This window comes from Algoriphagus sp., from assembly GCF_039969895.1.
Lineage (GTDB): Bacteria > Bacteroidota > Bacteroidia > Cytophagales > Cyclobacteriaceae > Algoriphagus.
This window is the reverse complement of sequence record NZ_JBDVMZ010000021.1, coordinates 165,706-186,753: the sequence shown is the minus strand read 5'-3', so window position 1 is coordinate 186,753 and position 21,048 is coordinate 165,706. Positions and strand designations below refer to the sequence as shown.

Here is a 21,048-nt window from a genome sequence, read left to right as displayed (position 1 = left end):
TTAATCCTGTTATTTTACCTGCTTTCTCTTTTTCCGTTTCTTCTTCCGCCATTCAAATGGCAGGTAACTATACGTCTCCATCGGTGTAATCACTTCATCAAACAAACCACTTGAAGAGCCATTGGAAGTTCTGGTTTCCTTATCAGAATTCAGTATGATAGATCGCTGAGCGTGTGAAATTTCCTGCTGGAGACTTGGTGATTTGAGGAACGATTCGGTAGAACCCGTTTCATTTTTCTGAATACTTTTTAATCGATTTAACAATCCATTCACACTGTATTTTTTACCCAGTGCACTTCCGTTAAACACACATTTGGTTCGATGGTCAACATAAGTAATCCCATACAGCCGACCTTCTTGATTTTCCCGTTTGACCGTGACAATGCCCTGCTTCTCCAGGCATTTTATTACCTCATCCAAACTGCTTTTATGCATCTTCAATACAGTCAGATCAATTGCTGAGCGAATGGAATTGATATATTTCTTACGTTCTGTTTTATTGAATTCAAACTTTGATTCTATGGCATTAAGTGTAGCACGAAAATGAAAACTGCTTGCCTTTACAGGTACCCCAACTTTATTTCCTTGACCATCCAACACCCGGAAAACCAGACCTCTATTTTTGAAAATTCGTGATTCTTCAGTCCCACGGTCAGCCAAAATTCGATAGCCTATCAATACCGCATTTAGTTCAGGCAAGGAAGTGTAACTGTAGTTTCTTAATACATGCTGCATTACATTTCCAATGGCTCGCTTAGTCTCAGATTTACCATAGTCCAGTTTGGAAATCGACACAGGCTTTGCTAAAAAAAGTCCCTGTTTCTGGGACTCGGCTGGCACCAAACCAAACTGTTTTTCGATGGCTTTTCGGGTCGGTTCAGACTTGAGTTTTCCGATATTATGGAGAGCAATCCGCTTTCCATCCAATTCAATATTCGTAGTGACTATATGCAGATGGGGGTGACCTGCATCGGTGTGTTTATACACCAGATAGGGTTGGTCTTCAAACCCAATCCCATACATGTATTCCATGGCAATCTTTCGTAATTTTTCTTTTTCAAAATCCTCTCCAGGAGCAAAATTGAGAGAAATATGCACTGAATTCACTGAAGTTTTGGAGTTCAATTCAGTCAGTTTAAGCATGTATTTCAAACGAATATCTGCTGACTTGACCCCTTCCTCAACCGGATAGTTCTGGATCAAAAGCAATTCAGCCATTCCTTGTTCTACCTTATTTTCATTGTAGTGGAATGGTCGTCTTAAAGAAGCGCTGGTCTTTATGATTGCAACCATTTCGCTGCTGATTGATTGATAAAAAGGGTAACCGATTTCAGTGAATCTTCAATCACCCGCTGTAATATGTTTCCCTCAGAAAGGTGAATTTTTAGTTCATTTCCAGTAGTTGAATTTATCTTTTTCACCAACTGATTATAGTTGGTAGCAATACCATGCAAGTCTCTCCTCAGCGATGTTAACTCGGCCAAAAGTTCCTGCATTCCGGTATCCTTATACCTCCCGATAACAGGCTTTTTCAAAAGCAATTTTCTGGTATAATCACTTAGATTATCCTGAACTGTCTGCTCAAATGCCTCTTGGATTTTCTCATATTCTTGAAGTGTCAGCCTAACATGCAACCATTTGCTTCTTTTGTTCTTTTCCTTCATCACGATCCTTATTCACTGTTCAACATCTTTACAAATTCCAACCCCACGACTTCGGAGTAAGGGGTTCAAGATCCCGGTTGTGATACAACCGTACATCTTGCCGATTTCAGAGGACACAGGAAATCCCGTTAGCTTATTGAAGGTTTATCAAGCTTTGGAAAAATCGCTGATCCATTTTATAATCCCAGTCGGTAGGTGATACAAGTATAAAAAGTGCTTGGATCATTTACCTATCCTGATCAATTTCTAAATAGGCTCATTTCATTGATAGACAGTAGTTTTAGGAAAACATTATTTCCAACTCAAAACTAATAAAACATGGCGAACTCATCTCTTGAAACAATTTACGATACCCTACTTGCCGTTCCAGGCATGAATGACACAGTAAAAATCGATCTGAAAATTCCCCGCAAAACTGTGTTGTTACTTAGTGAAGTAATCACACGTGGAATGGAACAAAAATCCGAATCCGGAAAATGCCCTATTCGCATCTCAAAAGAATCAGAAGAAGAACTGAATACTATTATCTCCGATAGCTTGGAGAAAGCGGGACTAACTACCCTAAGTACCAAACTTAAAGGGCTGACAAGTCAATGCTAGGAGAAACAGGCTACTTATTGCTAAAAAATACAGAAAGCTTAGGTATCATTCCAGTGATCAAATCTACCTTATACAAATCGATTCATGGACGCAGGGAATGAATCGGTTTGTAAAGGGTAGATCAATCTTTTACCATAGCCCTTTTCCGCAGGAACAAGGAAGTGGGCTGTGGGATCTTCTTGACTTTTTTCTGTTTTATCAGAGTCTTGAATTTTATACTTACCTCTGTCAATCAGATAAATACTCCATAAAAATATAATCAGCATTCCCAAGATCATCATTGGAATACTCACAAACATCATAAAACCTTCAACCATAGAACTTAAAACTGCTTTGCTATATCTAGAATAATATTGCAAGCCTCCGGGACCGCGTCGGTAAAATCTCCTACGATTCACCCATACCCTCAACGCAAAGCCTCCTCCCAAAAGACAAATTCCTACCGATACAATAAATAAATTTTCCCAAAACATAATTTGTCCTATTGATATCCCATATCCGTATCATCCATCCGCTTCACCAAGCTTTCCTTCAGACCATCCAAAAAGATTGTTCTCCCTTTTTTTCTGCCCCTCATGCTCTGGAATGTGCGGTAGAAATTCCCAACTTTCACATGAAAGATTTTCTCCAGAATCGATATGATCATCTTCACATCACTCTTTCCGTGATTTACAGAGCCTCTTGAATGCAGCGCATAAGCCAATTCAATCAATGCAGACTTTGAGTCCGTCCATTCATGGTTTGAATTTTTGTCCCCACTTTTACCTAGCCCCAATTCTAATTTTATTAACTGTTCTTGCATATATTCAATCAGACTTTCATAAGCCATTATTTTGGCCAACTTACTGCTGTTCACTGTAGAAAACTCCGGGTCAAAATCAAAGGAATAATCTGGGATAAATGAAACAGGGAGAGAATTTCTTAAAAACAGCTGTTCGTCTTGGTCACTCCTATCCAACTGATGGTAGATATAGAGCTGATGGTTTCTAGCAAAAAAATCCTGAATCTGATCCATTACATGATGATAATACGACTTGATAAGCTCTTTCTTTCCTATAGGTCTTCTTGATTCAATGTATGTAAGCTCAGAATAAAATATTAGTTCTTTATAAAATAGAGGTTTGTACTCCTTAAAGAACTTTATCTCCTCGGTACTATCAGCAAATTGATATCCCCCCATAAACAATTTAAGTTTGAGTAAAATAGCATGGACAGCTCTTCCACTTTTCTCAGCTTTTTGTATTTCGCTTGAAGTTTCTTTCGCCACCTCTTTCAGTGACAACTCCATCTCCTCAAAAAGCTTTTCTACAAATGCTTTCATATCCTCCTTATTTATTTCCAGAACTCTGATTGCCTCTCAACTCATTCAGTGTCTTTTTTTAATCCTAATACATAGGGAATGATTACTACTTCCCCGCTTCAAAACTACTCATATAAGCCTCCAGATTTTCTTTGCATCTATCGAGAAACAAAGTCCTGTTTTTCTTACGGGACTTTATTTCCAGGAAGGTTCTATAATACCCCTGCAGTTCCTTACCGAATACTTCTGCCAGAATGGTTGCCAATTCCGAAACACTGGCATTTCCGTAATTTATTGCATTTGAAGTTTTCAGGGCATATACCAATTCCACCAAGTCCGCCTTTTTCCCAGTCCAAAGCAATTGGGGATTTCTATCTTCATTAACTGGGCTCTTTGCGTCATGTAAGAACAATAATTGATCATGGATATAGCCTGCCAATGAAAGAGTGCCCATGATCCTGGCACAATACAAAGTATAGACAGTACAATATCTGGTATCCAAGGTATGCCAGAATAAATTCGGCTTATATACTGGCGCCTGCGCACTTCTTAAGAAAAAAACCTTGTCCTGGTTCTCTTTTCTCATTAGGAGATAATTGTAAAGGTTCTGGTTGCTTTGTAAGAACTCCTGTACACTCAGCAATTCCTTTTCATAGAATTTTCTGATTTCATGTTCCGATCCAGCCGGTTTGACAGACTCCATATTGAAAAGCTCGGAGAAATAGACAGACTCCCTTAGGAGGTAGGTCAAATGGTGTTTGAAGAATTCTATCTCCTCCGTATCAGACGCAAATTCGTATTTGTCCATGAACAGTTTGATCTTATCCAAAGCCCCATCCACTAGGTGAAAGGCAGATTCAAATTGGATGAGCTTGTTTTCTCCATCCATTTTCAAAACCTCCAGATCATTTTTCAGTCTGGAGATTATCTGGTCCGAAAACGCGAGAATGCTCATAAATTAGAATTTTAAGTGAAGAATCAACTCTTCCTGTAGCGTGGAGAAATCGAAAGTGACCAATGCACTGAACCTGCAATCTTGTATTTGATCTGCTTGAGGTATTTCAGTATACCACTGTTTTCAGGCTTGTATTCCTCTCTCCATCTTCTTTCCAGCACCATAAATTCCTCCAGTGTTTCCGCATGCAGGTTCAAAATTTCCTGCTGGGCCTCTTTGAACCTCATTCCTTTATGTTGCATCAATAACGCCACGGCATTCATAAAATCACCTCTATCAGTTTCTTTTTGGTAAGATATCAAGTCGTTGGATAAGTAGATCAGCTTGGCAGCCTGCACACGGAGATCGGATGTTTCTTTCCAATCAAAAGAATCACTTGAAAAATTCTCACTTGATTCAAAGGCACAAAGGGCCAAGGCTAGATTTCCTCCTGAAAAAGCTGGCCTGATAACCTGGTATTCTTCCCAACTAGGCAGAGTCTTTTTGTCCTTAAATTCCGCTTCAATTTTATTCTTTTGCATATAATTCAGAACCTCGGAAAATATCAGTCCCTTCAGTTCCTTATAGCCAGAAACCAGCGCATCGAATTCTGTAGCCAGATCACTAAAAGCATTTAGGAAAACTGTTATACGATCAGGATTAAATCCCAATGGCTTACCCCCCATGATGTTATCAACCCCAGTCAGTAGATAATCCCAAAAACCTGCTTTCTGCCCGACATGCAAATCATCTGTCAAATCATCCAGATAAAACAGCCAGAGGTAGAGCTTGGAAATCCAAACCCCTTTTTCAATATCAATTTCCGGATACAGGCAGGAGGACAGGTAACTGAATTTTTGTTCTTTGTAATAGGCGATCTCAACGTTGTTCCTAAGGATTGAATGGAAGTGAAAAGCCCAGGAGACAGTCTGTTCCTCGATTTCAGCTGCATCAGTGTGGACATAGGCAGGAAATGGATAGTGTAGCAATTTTCCAAGTTTTCCACTTTTATCAGCAGGTTTTTTACCAGTGGACTCTTTCTTAATACGTGCTGCTGTAGCGTAGCTTACCCCCAGAAGGCTCGCCTTTTCATTATTGGTCAGATCATAGGTGAACTTGGGGAACTTCTCTTCAATCACCTTGAGTTTGTCCCGGTAGTTCATCTGGGTAAATGCATGCCATTCCACATCAGAATGTCGGACTTTTGCAATCTGGGATTTTGAAAAGTCTGTGAACTCAGGTATTTCCTTCAGCAATAGCGTTTCATTTGGGTAGGAAAGGCTTATATAAAAAGATTCTCCCAAAGACCTAAAGCGATATTTACTGGGTATCTGTGTTTGATAGGATTCAAAATCCATAAAGACATCACCCGGAAAGTAGAGTCTGGACAACTTACCCATATAGTACATCCCGATCATTCCTTCCACCAGAAACCTGGATTCGGTTTCCACAGTACCGGCATGACGGATGGTAGCTTTTCGTTTAGCATTCCTTATTTCCAGAAATTCACCTACTTTTTCAAAAGCATTATCACTCACTTTACCTTCCAGTCCGAAAAGTTTCTTTAAAAACGTTGGATCCAAATCATACCCATTCATGATGATGACTGTTTAGATTACACAGTACTTCCGATAACAAAACTCCTTGCCAGAGCTTACATTTAAATTGCCTTTACAGTTGGAGATCCAACTGCCGAACTTGCTTAGTTCTATTATTCACTAAAAAAACAGTAGTCCAGTTTAAAATTCCGACATCTAAAAACCAACTAATCAATCACTTATTTTTCAAAACCATCTAAAATTGTATAATTGATACACTTTTTAAGTTTATCACCCACCTTGTGAATTCTGGATTTTTATAATACCCAACTTTCCATCGAACATTAAAATGAATGGAAAACACAGAAAAATCAGCTATCCCAAGCATCCTGCTGATCCTCTTATGGACCTATACTGGAATTGACAAAATCCTACACTGGCAGGACAGCAGAAAAGCATTCCATAACCAGACCTTTCCTGCAGAGCTGGCAGAAGTACTGGCCTATGCAGTACCGACTATTGAGTTGCTGATTGCCTTACTCCTACTCTTTTCAGTCAGTAGATGGTGGGGATACCTCTCAAGTATCCTCCTCCTCACCGTCTTCACCACCTATGTGGGATTGATCTGGGTAGGAGCTTTTCCCAGAGTTCCCTGCAACTGTGCGGGAGTTTTAGAAAGCCTAAGTTGGAAAGCACATTTCTGGCTTAACAGTGGAATGATTGGAATAAGTATCATCGGACTATACTTCACAAAAAAGCGGAATCCTCAGATCCCGCCTTGAGGCGTTAAGTTTTTAGTAGGTGATAGCAACTATTTCCTTAAACAATATAAACTAAATATTAATTACACCAGCATCTAAAGAGTAAATAATTAAACACTATCGCTCTGAAGAATAAAGACTTGTCACTAGGAATTTGAAAAAACGGGGCAGGAAAAGGCATTATCCCACCCCAAAAAATAGCTTAATGAAAATCAACTCAATTTACCGCATTACCTGTCTCCGAATCTGGAAGTGGAGACTCCAGACTATACTGGGTAGTGCAAGAGGGAGATGCCGAAAACCCTTTAAACAGAGTAGGTATTTTAACCACTTCCGGTAAACAGCATGTAGCTCAATCCGGGAATCCTAAACGTTTTTCCTGTTTTTGATATGTTAAAAAACAGGACATAATCATGAATACACTAATTAAAAGATTACCTGCATTTGCATTTGTAATAGCAGCCTTTGCTGCATTTGCCTTCAATGCTCCCGTCATAGGTGGAGAACCTACGGCAACTAAAATCTGGACCCCAGACGCCACCCAATCTAATGGTTATAGGGATGTCACTATACTGGTTCAGTCCGAGGACTATGAGTGTAATGCCAGTGAAATGTATTGTCTGGTAGAATTCCACAATGACAATCCAGCAACCGGTATCCTTAACGTGCTGAGCGAAGGAGAATTTGTGGAACTGTAATTCAAACCTTAGTACCACTAACCCAAGGCTCCCATGAGCCTCGGGTTTTTATATATCAAGGATTCTGCACAATTCCGCTTCTGCTGATTTCATCCATAGGAATAGGAAATGCATACCTTGGAGAATTGGGAGCCAATTCATATCGAATCCCATTCACAACTCTAACCAAAGTTTCTGCTTCAACTTCCTGGTTCAATCTCCTCAAGTCCATCCAGCGTAATCCCCTCCCTATTAGCTCCTTTCTACGCTCTTCAAGGATTCTCTCCAATAATTCTTCCGAGCTCAATTCGGATAATGGCATCCAAGCTTCCGATTGATGCCGTAAGGAAATTAATTCATTGAGCATACTTAATGCTACCTCATCCTTGCCTGTTCTCACTAATGCTTCAGAAGCATTCAGGTAGAGCTCCCCTACACTGATTCCACCAAAATTCTGAGTAGCACCGGAAAGCTTTCCCGTATAGTTAAAATTCCCAGAGGAGGTCTCATCAAAAAAAGCAGGCTTTCTTAAATCAACTTCCTCATATAGATCCATCAAGGCCGAATCCACAAATACCTGAGTAGATCTCAAATAGGAATAACTAAATAAGGTGGAGTAAAATAAAGTCTCCTCGTCAAAACGGGTAAAGGGTCTTCTTGCATCCACATCCAGTTCATTGAAATCCAATCGATCGGTATAAATCCCCAAAGCCTCCCTAGCAGACTGCGCGGCCAAAGTGTATTGGAAAGTGCTTAAGTAAAATCTTGAAAGCACTCCCAAGGCAATGGCTTTGGATGGCCTGGTTTTGGGCATATTGTTTTCCGGCAACAATTCCACTGCCCTAGTCAAATCCGCATCAATTTGATCATAGCTTTCCTGTAGATTAGCTCGCTCCAGCTCCTCATTTACATCTGCAGTGGACTTGAGCACGATTCCTAACAAGGACTCATTTCCCCCTGCTTTCTGGTAGGGCATTGCAAATTCCGATACCAATTGCAGGTAAGCATAGCCTCGGTAGAAATAAGCCGAACCAAGCAAGGTTTGGTAAAACTCACTCTGCTCCCCTTCGAAATCCTCCAATACTTCCAAGGCAACATTAGAATAAAATACCTGCTCGTACAAACTGTTCCAGTCCCCAGAGAATCCGGATGGATAAGGGTCATCTGACCAGATAAATACCGCCTGCTCAATGGGATTACTTAACGCTGCATATCCTGCATCGGAAATCCAGACCTCCTCGGATGCAATACTTGGCAAGGTTGCCTGCCCATTGAATACATTCGTATTATCCAGCAGGCTCTGCACATCTGCCAAGGTTTTGGGAACTACCAGGCTTTGATTAGGTTTGGCATCCAAAAACTCCTCGCAGGACATCAGGCCAAAGAGGCAAAAACAAGACAGCAAAAGTGCCAATCTACCTTTCTTTTGTTTAATCTGTTCTAGAATATTTTTCATTTGATTTATAATTAATGAGTTAAAAAGGGGCCCGGGAATTTCTCCCCGGACAGGTCTAAAAGAGGAACCACCCTCACCTTATGAAGAAATTTGATGACCGGCTCCCTTTTAATTCTTGATGATCTTTTTGCTGGTTAGAAATCCAGTTGAACTCCCACTGCGATACTTTTTCTAGGCTTGAAAGTTCCAAAATCAGGATCCCAGTCTGTATCCGTGGCTTTCCAGATAATGCCTAGATTATTGGCATATAAATAGAATTCAGCATTGTTGAAAATCCCTGCTCGCTTGGATGTGGTAGAAATTTTATAACCCAGCCGGATATCCTGTAAGCGGATATGATCCCCTTTTTCTACCAAGACCGAACTGCTTCTGTAAAACTGATCCCGAAATGCATCCCTCGCCTCAGGCGTGGAAGGCACCTGTGTAATCAATTCATCCCCTACTTCCTGCCAGCGAAGGGCATAATCAGAATGACCTCCCCGACCCTGCAAAATGGATTCATATTGCACCGAAGATCTTCGGAAGTAATACCCGAAGCGATAGGATATATTTGCCGAAAGACTAAAGCCCTGAAAGCTGAGGCTATTCCTGAATGAGCCAAAAATTGTGGGACGTGCCGGACCGTGATAAACTAGCGATTCCAATGTGGCTCCGTTGATGATCTCCCGATATTCTTCACTGGCTTCTCCATCCAGCAAACCCACAGGATCTCCTGTTTCATGATTCAATCCCATCCATGGCAAGGAATAAACCCCAAAAAGAGGTCTTCCTTCGATTGGAAAATAGGTTCCTCCCAAACCTGTTATACCATAGTTCAGGAGGTTACTCACATTGATCTCATCTTCGTAGGAAGTGACTTTTTCCTTGATTCCACTAAGCAATAGCACCGACGACCAGGTAAATTTGCCTTTCAGATTGACCGTTTCCAGTGAGAGATCAAAACCTTTGGTTTGCGTGGCAGCATTGTTCCCTGAGAATGATGTGATTCCGGTGGAAGGTGCATAAGGAATTGTGCCGATCAGATCCAAGCCTTCCTTTTTGTAAAATTCAAAGGTGCCTTTTATCCTACCTGACCTGTTTTCCCAGTCGAGACCCAGATTCAGAATCTTGATCCGCTCCCAGCGTAGATTTTCATTTGGGGGATTTACGATGATGGAATAAGGAATCTGGGTAATAGGATTAAATGTAGTCGAACGCGCCGTGGTGAAAGCAGTCAGGCTACGGTCAACGTTTCCATTGTATCCATAGGAAGCTCGGAGCTTCATAAACGGCATCCAAGCCCAGTTATAAAACTTTTCTTCGCTCAGCGTCCATCCCAATCCGGCAGACCAGAGCGGAACAGATTTTTGATTGGCAGCGACGCCAAAAAGATTGGAAGCATCTTTTCTTGCACTCAAGGTGAGCAGGTATCGGTCTTGATACACTAGCGAAGCATTGGCAAAACCTGAATAGAATCGATCACGCAGCAAACTGATTCCTTCAGTGTTGGGAATCCGTGCCGTAGCAAAAGGATTGGTGGACAAGGGGAACAAACTCACATAATCCACCACCTGTGTGGTAGCCAATTCAGGATTATATCCGTAATATCTCCCTGAAAAGGAGTTGGACTCCAAGGCTTTGACTTCCGTTCCTGCCAGCACATTTAATTTCCATCCCTGTTCCCAATCTTTTTCATAATTGGCTTGCAGCCTACCTGAATGGGAATAAGCTCTAGAATTCGAGTAGTTATAAATGCCTCCCTTTGGTATGGCATAAGACAAGTCTCCCTCTTCGGCTACTTGTGTAAATTGATTAATCAGGTTTCGGGCATCATAGCTATTGTCCTGATACTGACGTTCTGTAAGACCAGTATTTTGCCAATATTGATACAATGCCTGAACTGATAAACCTGGAAGCACTTCATAAGTCAATCCCAAATTTACCCGCCAATCATCCCGCAGGGAAGTAGTGTTAGATCTTCCTTTTTCCTCCAAAGGAATAAAAGACCAGTCCAATAAGCCCAAGCTTTCCATTTCCTCCTTAAACCCCTTTCTGTAGTCCCGGTTTAACGCTAAGGGATTTCCTGATTCATCTGCCAGCCTTGCATAGGGATAGGTTCCTGCATAGCTGCTGAAGGTAATATCATCGGGAGCCATATGAGCATCCGTATCCCTGCTTTTCACCCCATAAAAAGCAGTCTGAACCTTCAGTTTATCCGAAAAGACAGAAAAATCATTTTTCAGGGAAAAGGTAACCCGATTGGAAGCATCCCCAATGATTTCTGGTCGAATGTCGTCATAACCTAAAGAAATCCGGTAGGTATGGTAATTTCCTCCTCCCGCTATTCCAAGATTGTATTGCTGATTGAGTTGGGGCCTATAGATGTATTCATTCAGATTATTTCTCAGATCATAACTTCGGAATGCTGCGATCCTTGCATCTGCTTCCGATGATGAGATCAATCCATCCCGTTTTGCGATTAAGGTTTCCACGACCGGACTTAATACCTCATTTCCAAAATCAGACTCCAAGGCAGTATAAAAGCCCTGTCCGAAGAGCATTTCCTCCACATCGATGTAATCATCTACTCCTAGGTTTGGAGCAAGAAAAGGATCGGTAGGTTGAATCCAGTTGGCATTACCTGTAAAACTGACTCGGGTGGCTTGGTTGCTCTTTCCTGATTTGGTGGTAATAACGATCACCCCATTTCCTGCACGGGCACCCCAGATTGAAGCCGCAGCAGCATCCCTCAAGACGGTAATACTGGAAACGTCATTCGGGTTGATATCCTCCAGATTTCCATCATAGGGAAAATTATCTATCACAATCAAAGGCTGGGAAAACCTTCCCAAGGTACTTCTGCCTCGGATGGAAATGGGATCTCTCCCCACGTCACCGGTACGGTTCAGGATCAGACCGGAAGTAACATCTTCCAATCGATCAATCAGGTTGGTACTTACCCTACGATCCACCAGTTCCTCATTCAAGGAAACAAAAGAACCTGAAGCCCTGCTCTTCGGAATCTCCTGATAACCAGTGGCGAGTACCTCTACGCCTCCCAACTCAAAGTCTTCTGGCGCCAAAAGGATAGTTAACTGCTCCGAAAGAGGAACTTCCATTTCAATTTCCCGGACAGTATAACCCAGGTAGCTAATCCGAAGCGTATAGGTTCCTGCGTCCAACTCAAAACGGAATACACCTTCCTCATTGGTAATTTTCCCCGTTCCGCTTTCCAGAATACGCACCGAAGCTCCGATCAATGCTTCACCGGTAGTTTGATCCTGCACCCTTCCTACAACTTGCAGATTCTGGGCGCATAGATCCATAGAAGAAAAGGCCAAAACAAAAATTAGAATCAGTAGATTTTTCATAAAGCCAGTACTTTAGCATCCCCTATTTTTTCCAAAACCAATACGTTGATCTCCACTTCCTTTTCCAGCAGATCCAAACCCACCTGACGTAGCGCCTGCTTCAGGCTGGAAATACTGGATAGCTGTGCTTCCAGTTCCAGATCAATGGGATAGTCTATTCCGGTCAGGTTGAGGATAGGGAATTCTGATCGTTGATAGAAATAGAAATTAAGGTGATAGACAAAGCCCTGCAAGGGATAATTTTGCATACTAAGCCCAAAGGATCCGGCTTGATAGCTGCTTTCAACCTCTTGCGCTTTGGGGTAGTTAGTTCCTTCCTGCTGAACTATCGCATACACCTTCCGCTTCTCCTTTTTGACAGAGGCCTTGATATGGGGGAAGTACCTGTTTAGATCCTCGCGCATCAGCGCATAGGGATTTTGGGAAGGAGGAGCGATCAACTCATAGCCAAAAACATGATTACCCTGTTCTTTCCAGTCCAGATAATCCATTCCTGTCTTTTTGGTAAAGAGTTCTTCGGCTTCAAATCCAATAGTCTGAATACGGTTTCTCCCATAATAATCCACCAGATCCCTTTCCGAAAAAGCCAACTGGTAATGCCTGATCAAGGGCATATTGACGATGCGTATATGGGAAAGGTCCTCGTATTCCTGAATCATGGACGCAGGTACATCAGGAATATACCCAGTCAGCGCAGACTGAAACCAGATATTTTTAGAAGGGATCTGAGGGCTTTCAGAAATCAGTTTGTCATACCTGCCCAGTAGGATTTTACGGTCCTCCTTGTATCGGAAGACTTCAGTATCCCCCAACAACATTTTCTTTAGGTTCCCACTAGTCAGATCCTCTACCCCTGTAATAGCAAGCACCTTCCCTTCCGGATCCAGGACAACAAAATGAGGAATAGTGGAATGCGGAAACAGCTCTCGCATCTTACCTGCATGGAGCACTATAGGCAAATCAACCCCGTCAAGAGATTCGTACCCGGCAAAGACCTCGGAAACCCGCTCCTCTTCAAAGATGGTCATGGGAATAACTGCAATCTGATCCCTGAACTCCTGACTCAGATTCTCCATCTTAGGTAGCGAAGCGATACTGGCCGTACAAGTAGGAGCCCAAAATTCCAGAATGACATATTTCCCCCGATAGTCATCCAATCGGAGCTTATCCGAGTCAAACTGCAATACCTCGGAGAATTCGATCCCCGAAGGAATCTGATCCCCAATGGTCAGGGTATCGGAGGAAGTGGAGAATGCTCCCCACTCCTCTTCTACCGTAGGTGAAGCAACTTTATTATTTGCGTAGATTGTGCTTATGGGAAGACATAGGTATCCCAGTAAGCAGATGAGTATTAGTTTTTTCATGCTTTTAGATTGTTATGCTGGATGACCGATGTCGGGTGTCCGATGTTTGTCACGCTGAGCGAAGTCGAAGCGGACTAGCACCTGTCTGTATGCGATGGAACGGGTAGAAAGTCTGAAAGCTCAAGTCTAAAATCTGAAACTAGAATCACGAACTTATACCATTAAATTCTAGACTCTAGGTTCTTGTCTCTTGGCTCTAACCAAGACATAATCCTTCCACCCTACCCCTTTCCGGTAGTCCAGCAATAATTAATAAGAAATCAATAAAGTAATGGAGCTATTGACCTGCTGCAGCAGATGATCTCCATTTTGTCGTCACTGCGAGGAGGAACGACGAAGCAGTCTCAAAGTGTGAAGTACAAACCTTCATAAGATTGCTTCGGCAACCCCTCTCTTTTCATCTAGGGGCTTTTCTCGCAATGACGAAATAATCGTCACTCTCTGATCTGTAAGGATCGTTCCGCCAAACATACAAAGCCCAATCGGAAGCAATCAGAGAGAAAAAGTGCCCTGATCCTTAGATCGGATTCTTGGGCTTCAAAGGATACAGGCGATCTACAGCGGCGATGCCGAGTTCCTCTGGTAATAGCTTACATGTAATAGGTAGAGAACACAATGACCCGCTTACCAACTGAGCATACCCTCCCAGCCTGTGGATCCTACAGGCTACTTTCTGCAACAGAAAAGGAAGTAAATCAATCATGCTCGTTTTCATTAAAAATGAAAAATGGTAAAACGAGTCTTTATGACGATAAAAATGGAGCACCATAGCCTGGGCGCCAATCTACCGCACTGCAGGTTCCGACGTCTTTAGGAACGGAATTACGATAGGGCCCAAGAGCTATAGTGCATACGAAAGTACGCATAATAATCCCTTGAGCATTAACCTACCGTCTCGTCCTAATACAAATTGTCGGAATTGCAGTCGAGACTCATTGATTAATGCCAAGTCGAAGGATTAAATCCTTCACTTTTTCTTAAGTGTCTAAATATAAATAAAGAAAGTAAGATCAAAAAATTTATGACCACTTTTTAGACTAATTATTTAACTCCATTTGGTCATGGACAATAAAGTTAACGAAGGACTTGACCAGATTTCAGCCCAAAGATTTAAAGAGTTTATAAAGTTCTTAGAACTCACACCAATTGGAATGGCTGGCTTTCTTAAAATTTCCACAGACCATATGTATTCTTTAAGAAAAGGGAGAAGATCAATCAGTGATTCAATTGCTGAATCTCTTGCTGATAAACTTGGTCTTACAAAAGCTGACGTTTTTAATTCAAATTTCAGGCTTCGAAAGACTGAAAAGGCTGTTGAACAAATGAATCAATTCATTGTCGCCAACAGCCACAACCCTAATTTTTTTGTAAATCTAAAAAACGAGAATAGCCTCACATTCAATATTCGTACAAAACTAGTTGAAAAAGGATACTTCGAATCCGAGAAACGAGTAAGCCAAGTAGTAAAAGAACTGGCGAGACTTCACATTAAAGTCAATAGTGAGAAAGCCACAAAAAGTCTTCTTTATCTGGTCGAAACTGGATATTTAACTTTCCAAAAGAAATCATTTATTAAAAAAAATGGCACTGAAAGCAAACTGCGTGTGAACCACTATTTTGAAACATAACTGAAATTTTAAAAAGATTATATTTCTTATTATGAACAGATATTAAAGGTATTTTATGACTGGTTAACTTTGATAATTTTCCATCGATCCAAATTTGGTTTACCAGCATAAAACTTATCATAACGAGACTTATGGATTGCAAAGCCTAGCAAGTGAGTAGCTCTTGAAAATCCAACATAAGTCATTTTTAGTGACTGTTTGATATATTCATGCTCAGTTGCAGCCAGCGAAATTCCCTGTAACTGATCTGCAACTCTGGAAGACTCATATTGTCCTTTGCCGCCTACGTTGATTTGGTAAAAGCTCTCCATATAAAGAGTACTAGTATGTGTTTGTCCCTTTACAGCGTGGACTGTTGCTACTTCGATATGGATTCCGTTTTTAACAAAGCAATTGTTTTTTTGTTCTGGGTCTGCTGCGAAAGCAACCGGCAGATATTTTTCAGCAATAAAGGCTTTTGATTTTTTAATGGTCTTGCCCAGTTTGGATACGACCTCGGTTGCGAGCTTAACAAAAGCGTTCAATGCTTCTTTTTTTTTCTGTTCTACATTCAGCGCAGTTATCTGGTAAAGCTGGAGCTTGAAATCACGGTAAAAATCATCATGTTGTTCTTTAATCCAATCAACCAGACTTCTTTTGGTAAATGAGCGGCCTGTCTCTGGATTTACAATTTCTTCCAATCTCAGAACCCTTAGTATCCCATTAAGTACACTCTTTCGGATCGAGGCTAGCTTGCCAGCATCCTCTTGATGAAAGTAAAGATAGGCTTCTAAGCATGGGTAATTGATTTTAAGTTTTATGTGGTCCCTAGAAAAACTACTATAGTAATGGTTAAGCTTGATCATATTGGCCTTGTCTCCAGGTTTTGCAGCTGTCCAAGCTACTGCCCTATGCACGTTATCACTGGCCAGTTTAATTTTCCCCACATCTACAAGCCTTTTTATCTCATCTGAAAAACAGGATATTACTTCACTAGCTGTATTATTTTCATAAACCAACATTACCGGTTTTATATCGACTACAGATCCATCAGGATTGGTCTTATTTCCAACCACAGTTATAGGACTCAGCGCAAGTGATTCTACGATACAGGCTGTGGCGGGATGTAGCCTGTGGCTTCCGTTTAGCTCCTTTACATTACGTTCCTCCCAAATGTCGAGCATCTCTGATTCAGAATTGAAGATGGCTTGGTTCTTATCACCAATACGCTGATAAGCGACTTCTGCAGCGTTTCCGAACAGGGTTTCAAGCAGATCATACTGATGCTTATCCATGTCCTGCATCTCATCGATGAAAACAAAACCGAATCGCTTTCTTAAGATATTGATAATCCCAGGAAATTTCTCGAGGTACTCTTGAGCAAGGATATAGGCATCATCAAAGCATAAAAAACCACTCTCACGAAGTCCTTTTTTAATGGCCAATATTTTTTGATAAGTACTTGATGTTTCTGGGAAAACAAATGGTTTATTTTCCAGTGCCAAGGTCAGCTTTCCGTCCTTTCCCAATCTATATTTATATAATAATTTTTTGCCGTCACTTCTATTATTAAGATATGCTGAAAGCTTGTAATCAGGAAAATGATTTTCATCGTAAATCTCATCATCAATACGCACCGGACGTCTGCGATACACTGATTTATAATAGGGCACTGCCAAAAATGCATCAACAAATCCCTGAATTGTACCAATAAAATTTGGATAGGCGAATAACCTTGGACAGATATGTCCAATTTTTTGCTTTATCTCATCGACCGCGGCATTGGTATGGGAAATAACTAATACTCCAGACCTATCGGCGAATGGAAGGTGCTGTTCCAGAGCGATGAGCTTGGCCAGCAATGCAGTTGTCTTTCCACTTCCAGGTACTGCATGAAGATCATGCGTAGACAAATCTTTAATAAAATTTATCCGTTCTTCATCAAAACTCTTTCCCTGAGGTAGCAGATGCTTTTCTGCTAACCTCACTTGGTTATCTGTGATCTCAATTTCCTGAGGCATGTTTGATAGCTTTAATTATATAATCTATTGCGTCACTTTTGCCATCAGCTTCATTTATTTCTTTTAAGGGCGATTCGGCTCTTTCAGGGTCTGTTTCCAGTAATTCGAGTAACGTTTTCGCTAAAAGATAGGCTATCTCAGTTTTATCAAGACTCTTGAGAATAAGTTTTTCTGCGAGTTTCTTCTCAAAATCAGTTGCCCAACCTGTTTTGCTGTGGACCCTTTCTGCCGTTTGTTTGAAAAGGGCAGTCATGCATATGGACTTAAACAGGCTATATTCTAGTGTCCAATCGCCAGAAATAAAATATTGTACATTATCTTCTGATTTATCTATTGCTGTCTTCTTTGCCACCGTTTCAGCCGATACTATGGCAACGTCTCTCTTCAGGTAGTCGTAGGTAGATTTGCCCTTTTCATCAAGGAAAGGCTTTCCAGCTTCATCAATTACCAGATTTTTTTCATAAGTCCTAATATCTACATCGGTAATAATGGCCACGGGTATCTGCATCAACGGAGCTACTTTTCTCTGGAATATCTTTGCAAAACGTAGATAAGCCGTACTGCCTACATTGATTATTGAAACTCCACATTCAGTAAGGTCGATTCCTATTGCCGAAGCGATGACAGGCACGAGGATTTCCTCTGCCCAACCTTCTACCAGAATTACACCTTTTGAGAAGAATAGATTTGCTTTTGTCGTATCAAGAAATATTTCCAAAAATTTATAATCATCCTTATTAAGCTTTGTGAAAGCATGCCCCAAGGGATATGCCATTCCTTTATGGCACATAATCAGATTCTCCAGCGATATCTTAGACCCTATATTTGGACTATGGGTGGTAAATATGAGCTGCATATCCTTAGAATGGGATTTCAAGGTTTCTACCACCTGAAGTTGGACCTGTGGATGGAGATGAGCCTCTATCTCTTCTACAAGTCCTAGACGCAGGCCGTCCCAGTTTCCCTTTTTTAAGTGTAAGAGTTCTGACGCTATACAAAGGAGGTTATGACTACCAAGTCCCAAGTTATAACCATCTTCAAAAAGTAGGCATAGGGACTCCAGTATGCTTTTAAGATCTGCTGAAGTCATCCTAAAGGCCGTATTTTTCTTAGAGAACTGGTTAAGATAAGTATCCATTACCTTTTTAACCTCTTTTCCCAAAAGGTCGCCAGCAGGAAGATCAGCGCCGGCAGCATCCTTACCCTTAAAATATTCAGTCACCTCTGTATTTAGCGTCTGCGCAAGACCGATTAACCGGTGTGTTTTTTTATCGCTGAAAGCTGCATGGGAATAGAGTATCTGTGAAAGGCGAGAATTACGCTTTGGGGAAAGCTCACTTTTGGCATCCCGAAGTGGCCTAAGATATGTTGTCCTGAGCATTTCTTTTGCCTCGGCGGTGAGTATATGTCCGGCATCATCTATACCACCCTTAATATCGGCGGGTATAATCTTTCCATCTCTTCTGGAAATATCGTAGTAAACTGTAAGATATGGCTTTCCTGTAGCACCCTCTGTAACCCAGTCGAGCCATTCAGTAAAGTGCTTGGCCTCCTTATCGCTCATTCCTTTAAAGCGACATTCTATTCTCAAGCGGTGGGAATCATTAAAAAAATCTTCGTCTTCAATTTTTATCCATTCGCCACTATGGGTTTTTAGCAACATTTTAATTGCATCGATAATGGCAGTTTTACCAGAATCATTTTCGCCGATTAGCACATTAATGCCATCATTGAAATTAAGGGATAGATTGGGTTTAGAGCGGTCGAAGGATCCATCGGTACCGAAGATCCTAAAGTTCCATAATTTAAGGTTTGTCAAGAACATCTTAAGACAATTGAATTAATATCTAAAATAATTTATATAATAACCTACGAATAAGTGCTATTCAAATTTTTATATCATAGCAGTCATTTAAAGATCACTCTTCCGCATCCACTCTTATATAATATTGGTTAACTATATTGAGTTCGTGATCAAAATTGTTTTCCTTCAATAACTTCATAAATGCTACTCCATTACATATACTACTATCCATGCGAGAGGGAATTTGGCTTGATTTTAAAGAAGCTTCTATAAAATCATTGCATTCCGAATGATACTCCCCAGTGGTAATGAATATCGCTTTGATTAAATGTGACTCCAAAATCATGTCATCTTTATAATAATCTTTGGCTAAAGGAATAGAACCACGAAAAAAATATCGGAGGGTGCCTTTGGTCTTAGAATCTCCTAAGCGTATGTAAGAATTACCTGCATACCCTTTCAACTCTACCAATATTAATTCCTTAGGATTTGAGGAAACTATTATATAGTCAAATTCTCTTGTCATTTTCTTATCAGGATGCTTCAGTAGCTTACTTGGAAAAATTTGAGAATTTGGATAAATGCTTTCCAATATCGGCCTCATCAATGCTTCGAACAATATTCCCCTTAAATTTTTCAGTTTCGCTTTTTGGCCGCTTACATCGATCTTCTTTAATGCAGCTTCAACTCCATCAGCCAAGCTAGTATTAATCGAAGTTTGAGTAGCCTTAATATCTACAAGCAGTCTATTAATATTACTACCGTATATCTTAGCCAAGCTAAAAATTAGAAACCCTAGTTTCTTTGCAACATTGATCGTATGATCATCACTCTTATTATAAATAATTACTGGTATACTTCTTCTTTTTTCACCTTTAACTGAATTGTTATTTATTTGAATTCTTGCAATAAACCCATTTAGATCGTTTAAGGAATAATCACGATAAATAACAATATCCAACACTACTAGCGTTTGTTTTTGGATCGTATTAGATTCAGAGGCAGTTCTTAAATTGACACCACTAATCTTTGAATAAGCAAATGCATCCCAAAATAAATTGTTATGTTCTACGCCAAATCCGGGGTTTGAAGCTGATCTAAAATTTCCATAAGTAGCAATAATATTTGCGTCTAAAAGCCAACCCATTAAGTCAGCATTAAACACCGTGTCCAGTTGAATATTTTCGCGATGACGTAGCATTTTGAGCTTATAATCTTCCTCGTCTTCACACCGATTCAGGATATAATTTATTCCAAATTCATCGCTACGTTCCACCACAAATCGGAGTTTTCCTAAATCGATGATTATGTCCTTCAAAAAACTCACTTTTGAATTTGCGCTTTCATCGGGCGATGATGTGATCTTTAAACCCTCATAAAAACTTATTGCGCCTCCAGTTATATCGAGGAGCTGCAAAAGTCTGTAGACTGGTGGCCGTCTCTCTTTTAAAAGTTCCTTTATTTCTTCTCTACTCGGTATAAATTGTGGGTCGTAGTAATAAAATTGACCATAACCAAAAGTTAGAGGTTTAGTAGACCCTATTACATTTGATTCAGCTTTTCGTTGAATTAATTTTCTTGAATTATCTGGTGTAATATTAAAGGTTCTTATTAACAAATCATTCAAGTCATTGGCTAGCATTCCTCTCACCTTTTTAAATGTATCTCCAAAAAAAGTATCATATTTCCCCATAGGATTGATAAAATGTCACAGTGCCCTTATTATATTATTCTCTTCTTCTTTAAGCTACTAAAAATAAAAAACATAATAAATCATTTTTTTTTACAAATCATTGATTATCAGGTATTTACATACACATCTGTTTTCACAATTAATATTTAACTAATATTATTATATTCAAAAATGTCCTTACAGTCAAAAATAAAATAATTTGCTGCTGATCGTATGCAATTCGCCAAATTTTCTACCTAACCTCTTTCTCTCTTCCCAATACACCGCGCTATCAGGAAA

16 protein-coding genes are annotated in these 21,048 nt (G+C 40.5%); 4 read left to right on the top strand and 12 right to left on the bottom strand.

Going from position 1 to position 21,048, the window contains the following annotated elements; genetic code table 11:
- Nucleotides 1–9: 9 nt before the first annotated feature.
- A complete protein-coding gene (locus tag ABJH64_RS15550; protein WP_348273733.1) occupies nt 10–1,293 on the bottom strand; it encodes a relaxase/mobilization nuclease domain-containing protein in 1,284 nt (427 codons plus the stop codon).
- Nucleotides 1,278–1,664: a hypothetical protein gene (locus ABJH64_RS15545; protein WP_348273732.1), complete on the bottom strand. Its 387-nt coding sequence runs from the start codon at nt 1,662–1,664 to the stop codon at nt 1,278–1,280. The genes ABJH64_RS15550 and ABJH64_RS15545 overlap by 16 nt, the downstream gene beginning before the upstream one ends.
- Before the next feature lie 318 nt (nt 1,665–1,982).
- On the opposite strand from ABJH64_RS15545, the gene ABJH64_RS15540 reads away from it, so the two are divergent.
- Nucleotides 1,983–2,264: a hypothetical protein gene (locus ABJH64_RS15540; protein ID WP_348273731.1), complete on the top strand. Its 282-nt coding sequence runs from the start codon at nt 1,983–1,985 to the stop codon at nt 2,262–2,264.
- 68 nt (nt 2,265–2,332) lie between these two features.
- Here ABJH64_RS15540 and ABJH64_RS15535 read toward each other — a convergent pair whose 3' ends face one another.
- The 4 genes from ABJH64_RS15535 to ABJH64_RS15520 form a co-directional block, all read right to left on the bottom strand.
- A complete protein-coding gene (locus ABJH64_RS15535; RefSeq protein WP_348273730.1) occupies nt 2,333–2,737 on the bottom strand; it encodes a hypothetical protein in 405 nt (134 codons plus the stop codon).
- A gap of 8 nt (nt 2,738–2,745) precedes the next feature.
- Complete coding sequence (locus ABJH64_RS15530) at nt 2,746–3,585, bottom strand: RteC domain-containing protein (RefSeq protein ID WP_111612304.1); 840 nt, start codon at nt 3,583–3,585, stop codon at nt 2,746–2,748.
- A gap of 85 nt (nt 3,586–3,670) precedes the next feature.
- The gene (locus tag ABJH64_RS15525; protein WP_348273729.1) at nt 3,671–4,519 is read right to left on the bottom strand and encodes an RteC domain-containing protein; all 849 of its coding nucleotides are present in this window, start codon (nt 4,517–4,519) and stop codon (nt 3,671–3,673) included.
- Nucleotides 4,520–4,542: 23 nt separating this feature from the next.
- A complete protein-coding gene (locus tag ABJH64_RS15520; protein WP_348273728.1) occupies nt 4,543–6,096 on the bottom strand; it encodes a terpene synthase family protein in 1,554 nt (517 codons plus the stop codon).
- Nucleotides 6,097–6,389: 293 nt separating this feature from the next.
- On the opposite strand from ABJH64_RS15520, the gene ABJH64_RS15515 reads away from it, so the two are divergent.
- Together ABJH64_RS15515 and ABJH64_RS15510 are read left to right on the top strand one after the other, a co-directional pair.
- Complete coding sequence (locus tag ABJH64_RS15515; RefSeq protein ID WP_111612307.1) at nt 6,390–6,818, top strand: MauE/DoxX family redox-associated membrane protein; 429 nt, start codon at nt 6,390–6,392, stop codon at nt 6,816–6,818.
- Nucleotides 6,819–7,210: 392 nt separating this feature from the next.
- The gene (locus tag ABJH64_RS15510) at nt 7,211–7,495 is read left to right on the top strand and encodes a hypothetical protein (RefSeq protein ID WP_233753549.1); all 285 of its coding nucleotides are present in this window, start codon (nt 7,211–7,213) and stop codon (nt 7,493–7,495) included.
- A gap of 55 nt (nt 7,496–7,550) precedes the next feature.
- Here ABJH64_RS15510 and ABJH64_RS15505 read toward each other — a convergent pair whose 3' ends face one another.
- The 3 genes from ABJH64_RS15505 to ABJH64_RS15495 form a co-directional block, all read right to left on the bottom strand.
- Entirely contained in the window at nt 7,551–8,930 is a 1,380-nt protein-coding gene (locus tag ABJH64_RS15505) for a RagB/SusD family nutrient uptake outer membrane protein (RefSeq protein ID WP_233753550.1), read from the bottom strand.
- Between the two features lie 134 nt (nt 8,931–9,064).
- A complete protein-coding gene (locus ABJH64_RS15500; protein ID WP_348273727.1) occupies nt 9,065–12,280 on the bottom strand; it encodes a SusC/RagA family TonB-linked outer membrane protein in 3,216 nt (1,071 codons plus the stop codon).
- Entirely contained in the window at nt 12,277–13,644 is a 1,368-nt protein-coding gene (locus tag ABJH64_RS15495) for a TlpA disulfide reductase family protein (protein ID WP_348273726.1), read from the bottom strand. Before ABJH64_RS15495 ends, ABJH64_RS15500 begins: the two co-directional genes overlap by 4 nt.
- Nucleotides 13,645–14,705: 1,061 nt before the next feature.
- Between ABJH64_RS15495 and ABJH64_RS15490 the strand changes: the two genes are divergently transcribed.
- A complete protein-coding gene (locus ABJH64_RS15490; protein WP_348273725.1) occupies nt 14,706–15,272 on the top strand; it encodes a hypothetical protein in 567 nt (188 codons plus the stop codon).
- Between the two features lie 53 nt (nt 15,273–15,325).
- Here the strand turns inward: ABJH64_RS15490 and ABJH64_RS15485 are convergent, their stop codons facing one another.
- From ABJH64_RS15485 to ABJH64_RS15475, 3 genes are all read right to left on the bottom strand, one after another.
- Entirely contained in the window at nt 15,326–17,272 is a 1,947-nt protein-coding gene (locus ABJH64_RS15485) for a UvrD-helicase domain-containing protein (RefSeq protein WP_348273724.1), read from the bottom strand.
- The gene (locus tag ABJH64_RS15480) at nt 17,256–19,091 is read right to left on the bottom strand and encodes an AAA family ATPase (RefSeq protein ID WP_348273723.1); all 1,836 of its coding nucleotides are present in this window, start codon (nt 19,089–19,091) and stop codon (nt 17,256–17,258) included. Before ABJH64_RS15480 ends, ABJH64_RS15485 begins: the two co-directional genes overlap by 17 nt.
- A gap of 100 nt (nt 19,092–19,191) precedes the next feature.
- A complete protein-coding gene (locus tag ABJH64_RS15475) occupies nt 19,192–20,769 on the bottom strand; it encodes a hypothetical protein (protein WP_348273722.1) in 1,578 nt (525 codons plus the stop codon).
- Nucleotides 20,770–21,048 lie beyond the last annotated feature (279 nt).